The following is an 11849-nucleotide window of genomic DNA, read 5'->3' as shown; positions in this document are numbered from 1 at the left end:
ACCCCCTGGGGCCCGCCCCCGTCGTCGGCGCCCACCTCGCGCACGTCGCTCGAACGCTGCGCGCCCGACGGCTCCCGCTCCTCCGCGCCCACCAGCGTCGCCGTCAGCGGCGGCGCGTCGGAGAGCGTGTCCTGGGGCGAGGCGGCCGGCTCCAGCGGGCCCTCCTCCAGCGCGGCGGGACCGGCGGACGCCGCGCCGCCCACGAGCCGCACCGCGTGCTTGAGCGCCCCCAGCGCGAGCAGCTCGGGCGGCGCCTGCACGCTCTGCCTGCCGAGCCCCGCCACCCGCGAACGCACCTGCTCCATCCGGGTGTTGCCGCCCACCAGCAGCAGCGTGTCCACGTCCGACGGCGTCATCCCCGACTGGTCGAGCAGGGCCCGCGCCCGGTCCAGGGTGCGCCGCACATGCAGGTCCAGGTACGCGTCGAGGTCGTGCCGCGCGATCCGTACCCACAGCGGCACCGCCGCGCCGAGCCCCAGGTCGAGCACCGCGGCCTCGGGCCCGTCCGGCCTGCCCAGCGCCTCCCGCGCCTCCTGCCCGCGGGCGCGCAGGTCCTGCCACACGGCCGCGTCGACCCCGGTGACCGAGCCCGCACCGCGGTGCCTGCTCAGCAGCCTGACCGCCGACGACAGCGTCTCCGCGTCGAACGCGCGTCCCCCCGACGTCGCCCCGCCCTCGTAGCCGAGCGAGCGGAAGTGCCCGCGCACACTGCGGATCAGACCGAGCTCGAACCCCTCGTACCCCATGCCGTACACCAGGCACGTGCCGCTGTCCCGCTCCGTCATGTGGCCGATCACCGCGGCCATGGAGTCGCTGATGAGCCGCGCGGGCTCCAGGCCCGCCTCGCGCGCCGCGTCCCGCAGCGCCGCCCGCTGCGCCGAGCCGAAGCGCGCCGGCACGCTGATCACGGTCTGCGCCACCCGCCCCGGCGCCGCCTCCTCCACGCGCTCCCGCAGGGACCGCAGCATGCGCACCACGATCTGGTCCGTGTCGAACGCCGCGCCCCCCACCCGTACCGGCCGTCCGCTCCCCAGACGGCTCTTGAGGCTCGGGAAGGTCACGGGCAGCACGCCCGTGTCGACGGGCTCGCACAGCAGCCACGGACCGTCCCCCGGCTCCGCGTCCAGCCGCCGCCCCGGCTTGTCCGGCAGGGCGTAGAGCGCCCGCAGGCCCGTGGCGCCGAAGTCGATGCCGAGGCTGACGGGGGCCGCTTCCCCCGGCGTCGGACCGCCCGCGGGACGTGCCCGCGTCATCCGCCCGCCGTCTCTCCGGCGAACCGCAGGATGCCCTTGTAGTCCGGCTTGTCGGGAAGCGTCGGCACGGCCCGTTCGGACTGGGCGATGGCCACCAGGTTCACGAGGTTGCGCGACTGCTGCTGGGTCGTCACGCGATTGCCCTGCCGGTGGGCCTGCTTGACCCACTCGACGGCCTCGTTGATCTGCCGGACCGTGTCCGGCGGTGCGCCCTCGGAGGCCAGCTCGGCCTGCCGGAACTGGCTCGCCAGACCGCACTGGCGGTACATGTCGTCCAGGAGCAGCTCGGTCAGGCGTTTGTACTCGCCGCTGTCGCCCATCGCGATCGCCCGCTGCGCCTGCTCGATGTCGCGGCGCACCTTCATCGCCTGCACCGGCTCGATGTAGGGCCCGTACCGCTTCAGGAAGTGGTCGGCCTCCCGCTCGGCGAAGCCCAGCTGCTCGCGCAGCACGGCGCTGTCCAGCTCCTCGACGGGCTCGGGCGGCGGGGTGCGGGGCTTCTCGCGGTTGGGCGTCGCCTCCAGCACCATGTCCGTGCCGCGCACGGAGATCTTCACCGTGATGATGCGGTCCGCCGAGTAGTTGAAGGAGACGTCGACCTGCCGGTTGATCTCGATCTCCTGCGGCAGCTCGAACTCCACCACGCCCTGCTCGTGGTTCTCGCTCGCCACCTTGCTGTCGCCCTCGTAGACCGGCACCCGGATGCGCCGGGAGTCCGTCGCGTGGAAGGTGCGCTGGCGCGGCTCGGACAGCGGGTACGGCGAGCCCGCCTCGATGATCTCGACGAACACGTCGCGCTGGTTGCCCTTGATCGCGGCGATGCCCATCGCCATCGGCGTCGACTCGTACAGACCCGTATCGCCCTTGGACCGCCCGTCGGCCAGGCTCCGGCCGCAGGCCCCGCAGGCGTCCGCGCCGTACTCGTTGACCTTCGCGCACTCCGGGTCCGAGCACTCCACGCCGTGCAGCGTCTCGGCGAGCACGCCCGCGCCGAAGGCGACGCACTCCATGGGGTTGATGTTCCGGCGGACCTTGTCCGCGCCGAAGAACGCCTCGACCGCCTCGTACACGGGACGCGTGAGCGTGCCGCCGCCCACGAGCAGCACGTCGGAGATGTCGTCCGAGGAGAGTTCGTAGCGGTTCAGGGACTCCCTGACCAGGTCCATCGTGCGGGTCACCAGAGGCGCGATCATCTGCTGGAACTCGCCGCGCGTCAGCTCCATCTCGACGTCGAGGACGCCGTTCTCGCTGCGGTACGCGGCCGGGATCACGATGTACGTCTCCGGCATCTCGTTCAGCTCGCGCTTGGCCCGCTCGGCGGCCTTCTTCGCCTGGAACAGGAACGCCTTGTCGCCGGACGGGTCGACGTGGTGCTCCTCGCGCATCCACGCGATGATCCGCTCCACGATCGCCAGGTCGAAGTCGTCCCCGCCGAGCCAGATGTCCCCGGCCGAGCGCAGGACCTGGAACTGGCTTCTGCCCTCCTGGTCCTTGACCGCGTTCAGGACGGAGATGTCGAAGGTCCCGCCGCCCAGGTCGTAGACCAGCACGCGGCTGCGCGCGCCGCCCGGCTTGTGCAGGCCGAAGGCGACCGCCGCGGCCGTCGGCTCGTCGACGATCTTCTTCACCACCAGGCCGGCCTTCTCGGCGGCCTCGCGGGTGGCCGCGCGCTGCGCGTCGCGGAAGTAGGCGGGCACGGTGATCACGGCGTGCGTCACGGGCTCGCCGAGCGTGCGCGAGGCGTCCCTGACGAGCTTGTCCAGGATCACGCTGGAGATCTCCGCGGGGGTGCGGGCGCGCCCGCCGAGCAGCACGTGCGCCCGCGGGTCCTCGTCGGGCCCCGCGACGATCTCGTAGCTCATCCGGTCGCGCGCCTGGACCACCGACGCGTCCGCGAAGTCCCGCCCCATCAGGCGCTTCACGGAGACGATGGTCTCCTTGGGCTGCCTGATCGCCCAGTTCAGCGCGTCCTCGCCGACGAGCGGCTGGTCCTTGCCGTCGCGGCGGCCGACACCGACGACGGACGGCGTGAGCCGCTCACCCTTGCTGTTGGTGAGCACCGCGATGTCCGCGCGGTGCGGATCGTGGGCGGCGACCGCGCTGTTGGTGGTGCCGAGGTCGATGCCGATGGCCTTCATTCCCGCTCCGTCCCTTGCTCCGTGCCGCCCTCGACGGCGACGACCACCCGGGCGGCACGCAGCAGTTGCCCCCGGTATCGATACCCGCGCTGCAGAATCTCAAGGACCTCGTCGGGGTCCGTCCCGGGTGGCGCCGCGCGGACCTCGGCGACCTGGTGCGTGGCCGGTTCGGCGCGCTCGCCGACCTGCCCGACGCGTTCGAGTCCCTCCTCGGTGAGCGCCGTCTCCAGCTGCCCGGCGATCAGCGCCACGCTCCTGCGGTACGTCTCCACGTCGTGCGCCGCGCCGTCGGCGAGGAGCCGGTCGAAGGAGTCGAGGACGTCGGCGCAGCGCAGCAACAGCCGTTCGGTGAGCGCCTGGTGGGCGGCGTCACGGGCGACGAGGGCGCGCGCGTGCTCGTAGGCGAGCCGGGCCGCGGGCTCAGACATCGAACCGGATCAGGTCGGCCAGGAGGCGCGCGGTGTCCTCCGGGGGCGGGCCGGGCGCCGGCTCGCGCGGGGTGTCGGCCGCGGCCAGCTCCCGGTCGATCCCGGCGGCGGCCAGGGGCAGTTCGGCCGCCAGGTCCACGTCGTACAGGAGCAGATCGACGAGCAGCCTGCGGCGTACGCTGCGCAGCTCGTCCCACGCCTGCTGGGTGGCCGGCGTCATCAGGTGCCGGGCGAGCAGCTCGAAGGAGACGTCCTGCATGTCCGCGTGGGACGTCCAGGGGGTCACGCCCGCCGGGGCGAGCGTGCCGTAGGGGAAAGGTCCGTCCCAGCTCGCGGAAGGGTCCTCGATCACGCGCCGCGGCCTCCGTCCTCGGTCTTCGCGGCCTTCGCCGCGCGGTTCGTGTCCGCGGTGTTCCGCGGCCCGCCGTTGGTGTTGTTCTCCAAGGGGCCGCGTCCCGGGTCCAGTTCGGCCAGCCAGTGCCGCGCCGCGTCCAGCAGGGCCCGGCGGATGCGGCTGTCGGTGGGCTCCGCGCGGGTGGCGCGGATCAGGTGGTGCAGGGCCCACAGGATGTCGCCCGCGCGCAGTGCCCGCTCCGCCCTGCCGGTCAACTCCACGGCCCACGTGGCCAGATCGTCGTCGTCGGGCGGGGTCTCCTCGCCGTCGCTGCGGATCAGGTCGCCCATGCCCTCGACGCCGAGGTGGCGGGTGAGCAGCTTCTCCATCTCGTCGAGGGCCTCGCCGAGCGTCTCGCGGTAGCGGTGCGTGAGCGCCTGCCCGAGGCCCACGTCGAGCAGGCCGAGGGCCTCGCGGATGAGTTCCAGGCGCTCGGAGACGTCGTACGTGCGGTCGTCGAGGGTGAAGACCAGGGCCCGCGCGAGATTGTCGCGGGCGTGGCTCGACTCCGGGTTGAGGGCGAGCGCGCGGCGCAGGTCGGCCTCCGCGCCGTACACGTCGGAGCGCATGCCGTGCTTGGTGCGGGTGTAGCCGCGCCACACCCCGCGCATGGACAGCAACGCCGAGAGTTTGGCGTGCAGTTGGCCGTGCAGCTCGCGGTCCAGGGGGTGCAGCACGGTGATGACCGACTCGACGAGCGTGACGGCCTCGTCCAGGCAGTCGCCGAAGTGGGGGCCGTCCTCGTCGGTGAGCGCCTCGACCCGGCCGAGCACCGTGCGGATCACGGCCTTCTTGGAGCGGGCCTGCATCCCGGCGTTGCGGGACACCTTCACCAGCTCGCCCCACTGCGCGAGCGCCTCGTCCAGGCCGCCGTCGCCCCGGGTCAGGGCCGTCCTGGCGAGCGCGAGGCGCACGTGGACGGCGAGTTCGACGCCGTCCTGGAGGAGCCGGGCGTGGCGGTGCGGGAGGCGGACGTAGGCGGGGTTGTGCCGCAGGAACTCCTGGCAGTGGCCGCACGTGTCGGTGTGCCCCGCCGCCGACGCGGGGCCCGCGCAGTCCTCCGGCAGCGTCGTCAGGGTGCGGAAGGCGGGCAGGGCGCGCAGCGCGGTGTCGAACTTGCGCACCTCGGAGAGCGCGAAGCCCCGCGCCAGCTCCGAGAAGGCCCAGCGCAGTTCGCGCACCGCGTACTCGCCGGGGTCCTTGCCCTGCTGGGCGGCCGCGTCGAGCTGCGCGGCGAGTTCGCCGAGCGGCGCCTGGAGCCGCAGCAGCCGCAGATAGCGGGGCCCGCAGGCCAGGGTGGCACCCGCGCCCGGCACGTCCGGCAGCCCGCCCACGTCCTTGAGGACGCGCGCGCCGCCCAGCTCGGACTCCAGCACCGCCGCCAGCGTCTCGTAGGCGTCCGCCTGCTGGGGCCGGTCCTGCTCGGTGTGCCGCTGTTCGTACGCCGACAGCTGGCCGAACAGGTGCTGGCTCAGCTCCCAGCGCAGCGACGCCATGTCCTCGTGGGTCAGCTCGCGGTCGTAGCAGGCGGCGCGCTCGGCCCGCCAGCCGTCCCAGTACTCGTCGTCGCTGAGCAGCGTCGCCCAGTACGCGAGCGCCGACTCCCAGGCGTGCACCGCGTGTTCCCACGCGCCGCTCTGCTCCAGCTCCTGCGCCTGCCACAGCCGGGCCGCCGCGAGCCCGTGCAGCACGGCCATGTCGCCGGGCGCCTCCTTCAGCCGCCGCTCCCACTCGGCGGCGGCGGCCTCGCGGTCCCGGGCGAGCAGGAGCAGCAGCGGGGCGTCCTGCGGGAAGCGCTCGCACAGGGTGTCGAGGACCCCGGGCCCGTCGTCCGGCGACAGCCCGGCGAGGGCGTCGCGCAGGGCGTCGGGGGAGTGCCAGCGGTAGAGCAGCGCGTCCAGTTGCAGCCGCCGGCCGGGCAGCCGCACCCGCTCCAGCGCGACGCGCTCGTGCCACGACATGGTGCCGCGCTCCAGGAGGGCGTACGAGGCGTTCTTGACGACTTCCATGGAGGCGCCGGGATCGACCCCGGCGTCACGGAGCGCGAGATAGGGGAACGCCTGGTCCCGTACGGCGAAGGGGTCGGCGACCAGGGGCGCGCTGGTCAGCCCGTCCGCCCACGGCAGCAGCCCGATCAGCCGCCGCAGCCTGCGGCAGCGCACGTCGGCCCGGTCCAGGGTGCCCCCGGCCCTCTCGTACGCGACGACGGCGGCGCTCCACTTCCCGGCCGCCTCCAGCAACCTCCCCTCGGCGTAAGCGAGATGGGCGTCGGCGTCCCGGTGCCCCGGGCACTGGCGGAAGGCGTCGGCGGCCCGCTGCCACTCCTGGTGGGCGTCGGCGAGACGGCCGCGCGCGTAGACGGCGACGGCCGGCGCGTCGCTCTCCTCCCCGAGGGCGTCGGCCTCGGCGACGACACCGGCCCAGTCGCTCTCGGCCTCGGCGGCCCGCACGCGCGCGTGGCGTCCCCGCGCGGCGACGTCCGCGCCCCGCACGCCCTCACGCGCCAGCGCCGCGTACGCCTCGACGACGTCCCGCCAGTCCGCCGCGGTCTCGGCGCCCTCCTCCGCGATCCGCGCCCGCACGTACCGCACCCGGACCTCGACGTCCTCCCACGCGCCGTCCATCGACACGTGCACACGGAGCGCCTCGTCCCACCGTCCGTCGTCCTCGTGGGCGCGGGCCAGGGCGTAGAAGTAGAGGTGGAGCTCTTCGTGGACGGCACCGTCGGGTGCCCCGTCCGTCGGTGGTGCCGACGGGTCCGGCGCGCCCGCGGGGAACGCGCGGGCGTAGATCGCGCACGCCGCATCCCACGCGTCCGCCGCCTCCGCAAGGCGGCCCTCCGCCTTGCGGCGCAGGGCGGCCACCGCGCCCTCGCGGGCCTCGTCCCGGACGCCGGTCAGCAGGCTCAGGACCGCCGCCCAGTCGCCGCGCAGATCGGCGGCCACGCGCGCGCGGGCGTACAGGCGTCGCGCGCCCACCTCGCCCTGCGCGTAGCCGTCCGGCAGCCGCCCGAAGCCGTCGATGACGCCGTTCCACTCGCCCCGGGTGTCCGCCGCCCGCCCGCGCGCGTACAGCACCCGGTCCGGGACGTCGGCCAGTGAGGACGGCAGCGAACCGAAGAGCACCAGCGCCTCGTCCCACCGCTGCTCGTCCTGGCACAGCCGCCCCTCGGCGTACGCGCGCAGGTCCTGAACGTCGGCAGGAACGTCCCCGCGCGCGTCGTCCTCGACGGCCCCGCACGCGCCGAACTCCCCGGCCGCCGTCGCCCAGTCGCCGCCGGCCGCGGCGACCCGTCCGCGCGCGTAGTGCCGGAGGGCACGCGTGGCACGGTGGTCGTCGGGGAGCGGCGCCAGCTGGGCGAGCACGGACGGCCAGTCGGCGGCCTCGGCGGCGGCCAGCGCCGCCTCGTACACGCGTACGCGCAGCTCGCTCAGCAGCGGCTCCGTGTCCCAGCCCCGCGCGGCCGCCCCGGCCAGGTCCGTCAGCGCCTCGGCGAGCCGCCCGTGGTCCGCCGCGTCCCGGCCGCGCGCGTACAGCAGGCGCACCGCACTGTCCTGGAAGCCGTCCGCCTCGGCGTACCCCTGCGCCGCCACGGCCCACGCGCCCGCCACGTCCGCGGCCCGCCCCGCGCAGTAGCTGCCCCAGGCCCGGTACGCGGGCCCCGCCTGCGCGAAGGCGTCCCGCGCCGCCGCCCAGTCGCCGGACTCCACCGCCGCGCGCCCGCGCGCGTACGCCGCGCGCGCCTCCGCGTCGTCGAGCCCCACGCACGCCGCGTACGCGAACTCCGCGGCGCCCCAGTCCTCGTTCTCCTCCGCGGCCCGCCCGGCCAGGTAGGACGACCACGCGGTGGCCGCGCGGTGGCCGGGCCGTAACGCGAGGACGGCGGCGTACGCCTGCGCGGCCGCGCCCCAGTCGCCCGCCTGCCGCGCCCGCTCGCCGTCCGCGCAGGTCCGCGCCACGTGCAGCTCGTCCCGCGCCGCCGCGAGCCGTTCCGTCACGTCCCTCGCCCCGCCGGGCCGGGCGGCGAGCACCTCTTCGTAGCGGGCGATGGCCGTCACCCAGTCCTCGGCCGCCTCCGCGGCCCGCGCCTCCCCGACCAGCGAGGCGATCCGCCGCAGCCCGGCCACCTCCGCCACGAGTGCGCCCGGCACCGCCCCGGGGAGCAGCTCCCGCACCACCGCGAGCTGGGCCTCGGCGCCCGCCGCGTCCCGCTCCCCGGCCAGCAGCGCGCACAGCTTCTCCAGCTCGGGCCAGGCCAGTTCGAAGGCGGCCTCGGCCCGCATCCTGCGCTGCTCGTCGGCGTAGCTCTGCGTCGGCGTCCGCAGGATCCGCTGCACCTGTGCCCACAGTCCGAGGTCCCGCTGGAAGCGCGCCGCGCCGATCAGGACGGCCGAGCCGACGTGTCCCACGGGGCTCTGGAAGGTCCGCAGCGCCTCCGCGCCCTCGCGCAGCGGATCCGCCACCGCGCCGGCCCCGAAGTCGTCGTCCCGCACCTCGCGCGCCTTGAACAGCCAGCCCTGCCGGCACTCCTCGTGCAGGAACAGCGCGGGCGTCGCCCACTCCACCGCCGTGTGCTCGGGCTGGTGGGAGATGCGCAGCCGGGCGGCGGCCATGGACTCGTCGACCGTCTTGTTGGCCGCGATGCCCTTCAGGAGCTCGGGTCCGAACGCGCCCGCCGACACGTCGCTGACCCGCCCCCGCATCGCCACCACGGCGGGCACGCCCCCGCCGATCAGCGCCTGCGCGAGCCCCGAGAAGGGTTCGAGGTGCGAACTGTCCGCGCCCGAGCAGAGGTTGAGCACGGCGAGCCGCAGCCGCTGCGCCTTCAGCAGGATCCCGCTGAGCAGATCCGCGGGCACCCGGTCGATGCCGCCGCTCTCCGTCTCCAGGGCCACCACGCCCTTGCCGAGGTCCTCGTCGTACGAACCGTGCGCGATCAGCAGGACGGCCGTGGGCAGTTCGGCTTGGGTGCCGAGCGCCGACTCCAGGCTCGCGCGCGTCGCCCGCTCCAGCACGGTGGTGTGCACGGCGACGTCGGGCAGGTCCTGGCGGAGCGCGGCCACCTCGGCGGCGGCCCGCAGCGGATCGAGGCCCCTCGGGGAGGCACAGGCCACCAGGAGCCGGATCACGCTCGGCTCGTCCGCCGGGTCGGGCAGTCGCTGCCCGAGCGGTCCGCCCGGCAGCGAACGCACCAGTGAATAGCCGTGGTTGAGGGCCAGCGACTGCTGCGGGCTGCCCGGCGGCGCGCACAGCGACTCCAGGGGCAGGTCGTGCAGCTCGGGCGGCAGGTCGAAGCGGAGCCTGAGCCCGCGCGCGGGCCGCATGCGCTGGGCCCGGTCCAGGGCGGTGTCGACGCAGGCGCCGACGCGCGATCCGACGTCCTCGCCCGCGCACGTGTTCCCCGTGTCGGCGATGCCCCCGCCCTCGCCGCCGTCGCCCGTGTCACCGAACAGCAGCCGGAACACGCCGCGTCCGAGCGTCCGCAGCTGCGCCACGGTGTGCTGCTCGCCCATCGGCGCGTACCCGAGCTCCGCCGCGATCAGCCGGTCCCACTGCGCGCGGAAGGCCGCGGGCTCGCCATTGACCGCCATCACCTCGGCGGCGCACGCCGGGCCGCCCGCGGTCACCAGATAGCGGGACGCGCCGACGCGGCGGACCCGGATGCGGAGTTCCTCGTAGGCGAGCACGGCCGTCACTCTTCGCTCGCGTCGGGCTGCCACATGACGTGGTTGAGGTCGGCGACCGCCGCCTCCCGCTGCTCTTCGAGGTCGGGGTCGTCGGGGAAGAGCGCGAGCGCGGCGGTGAGCTGGTCGATGGCCTCCTGGAGGGTGGCCCGCGCGCCCGACAGGCTGCCCGAGGTCCAGCGGGCCGCGGCGAGCCCGCGCAGCACCACGCCGAGGCTGACCTGGGCCCGCAGCAGATGCGGGTTGAAGGCCACCGAACGGCGCAGATCGGCGGCGGGCTGGTCGAGCGGCGACTCCTCGTCGTTGGCCACCGAGATCCCGCGGTCGGCCAGGACCCGGGCCAACTGGCCCTCCAGGCGCCCGCGTTCATTGGCGCCGATCACGGAGTGGGCCGTCTCCAGGGTGCACACGGCGAGGTCGAGGCGCCCCTCGCGGTGCGCCGCGCGGGCCGCGCCGAGCGACATGTCGACGATGGCGACCTGTGCCTCGCGATAGCGCTCCAGTGCCCTGCTGTGGACGAGGGCGCGCCGCCAGTACGCGGCCGCCGCGGCGAAGTCGGGCCGTCGGCAGGTCAGTTCGGTGCGGCCCATGGTCAGCCGCGCCTCCAGGGCGAGGCCGCGCGCGTCGAGGGAGAGCCGCTGGTGCTTGTCGGGGAGGCCCGCGTAGCCGGGGTTGAGCTCGTCGAAGCGGGCGCAGTCCGGTTCGCACACGGCCGCCGCGCCGGGGCCGCTCCCGGCCGCCCGGCAGCCGGGGCAGCGCAGCTCGGAGAGGGCGGCGAGCGCGTCGGCTGCCTTGTCCTGACCCAACAGAAGCTGGGCGAAGCCGAGTTCGGAGAACGCGTACGTGAGGGAGGTGTAGGGCGACGCGGCTTCCTGGGCGGCGGCGAAGGCGCCGAACTCCGCCGATCTGCCGAGCTCCGCGACGCGCAGCGGACCGCAGAACAGGGGAGCCCCGCCGTCACCGCCGGACGGGAAGCCGCCGACGGCGGCGAGGAGCTTGGCGGCGTCGGCCTCGCGCTGGAGCAGCGGTGCCGGCGCGACGCGGGCCCCCGCGTCGTCGGCGGGCATGCGGCGTTCGAGCGCCTCGCGCAGCCCGGCACGCAGGACGGGGACGAGGGAGTCCTCCACGGCGGTGCCGTACCGCTGGGCGGCGGTGGCCAGGACCCGCTCCCAGAACCCGGCGTCGTGCAGCACCGCGGCCCAGGCGGCGACGCACGGCTCCCAGTCACAACCACCTTCCTCGTCAGGGGAGTTGAGGAGAGTCAGCGCGAGGGTGTGGGTGACGCGGTGGTCGGCGGGATCGTGCCGCACCGCGTCCCTGAGTAAGTCCACGGCCGCCGCGCGCCGCCCGCCGCGCACCAGTGCCACGGCCTCCAGCGGGGCGCGGTCGGACGGCCCCGGGTCGAGTGTCCGCGCGGCGGCGACCAGCGCCCCGGCCCGCGCCCATGCGGCCGTGTCCGGCTCCTCGGGCCGCGCGCGCTCCTCGTGCCCTCCGTCGGAGCCGGAGCCGGAGCCCGAGCCGGGGCCGGTCAGGGAGGCGAGGGCGGCCTTGCGCAGCCGCAGTGCCACCTCGCGCGCGGGACGGCCCGACAGCGCGGCGAGCACCCAGCGGGCCTCGTCGTCCAGGGCGGCGACCGCGGTGGCGGCGCGGAGGTCCGTCAGGGCGGCGTCCGTCCGGCCCGCGCGGGCGTGGACGTAGGCGCGCTGGACGAGGCTGCGGCCGTGCGGGACGGCGCACGCGAGGGAGGCGGTGAGGTGACGCTCCGCGGCGTCGAGGTCCCCGCGGTGGGCCTCGGCGCAGCCCAGCCAGTGCAGCGGCCCGGCGGCCGCGGGGCGCAGGGCGCGCGCCCGCTCGAACTCGCCCACGGCGCGGTCGACGTCGCCCCCGGCGAGCCACACCCGCCCGATGCCGGTCCACGCCCGCGCGGCGAGACGCGCGATGTCGTCGGGGAG

Annotated in this window: 6 protein-coding genes; all 6 read right to left on the bottom strand. The window is 75.5% G+C overall.

Translation table 11 applies throughout. From position 1 onward, the window contains the following. The coding region (locus AOK22_RS18660) for an Hsp70 family protein (protein ID WP_157872260.1) at positions 1–1253 on the bottom strand (1253 nt) is incomplete at its 3' end. Then, positions 1250–3391: an Hsp70 family protein gene (locus tag AOK22_RS18655; RefSeq protein ID WP_055699807.1), complete on the bottom strand. Its 2142-nt coding sequence runs from the start codon at positions 3389–3391 to the stop codon at positions 1250–1252. The genes AOK22_RS18655 and AOK22_RS18660, both read right to left, overlap by 4 nt. Beyond that, positions 3388–3819, bottom strand: coding sequence for a nucleotide exchange factor GrpE (locus tag AOK22_RS18650; RefSeq protein WP_055699806.1), 432 nt, complete (start codon positions 3817–3819; stop codon positions 3388–3390). Before AOK22_RS18650 ends, AOK22_RS18655 begins: the two co-directional genes overlap by 4 nt. After that, complete coding sequence (locus AOK22_RS18645) at positions 3812–4171, bottom strand: hypothetical protein (protein ID WP_055699805.1); 360 nt, start codon at positions 4169–4171, stop codon at positions 3812–3814. The genes AOK22_RS18650 and AOK22_RS18645 overlap by 8 nt, the downstream gene beginning before the upstream one ends. Beyond that, positions 4168–9900 (bottom strand): CHAT domain-containing protein, encoded by a 5733-nt coding sequence (locus AOK22_RS18640; RefSeq protein WP_157872259.1) that lies wholly within the window; start codon positions 9898–9900, stop codon positions 4168–4170. Before AOK22_RS18640 ends, AOK22_RS18645 begins: the two co-directional genes overlap by 4 nt. 5 nt (positions 9901–9905) lie before the next feature. Beyond that, a partial coding sequence (locus AOK22_RS18635; protein ID WP_208606413.1) for a hypothetical protein occupies positions 9906–11849 on the bottom strand: 1944 nt, incomplete at its 5' end.

The sequence above is a fragment of the Streptomyces silaceus genome (assembly GCF_001419745.1).
GTDB lineage: Bacteria > Actinomycetota > Actinomycetes > Streptomycetales > Streptomycetaceae > Streptomyces > Streptomyces silaceus.
Note: the sequence above shows the minus strand (reverse complement) of the source record. Positions and strands in the feature narration are given on the sequence as shown.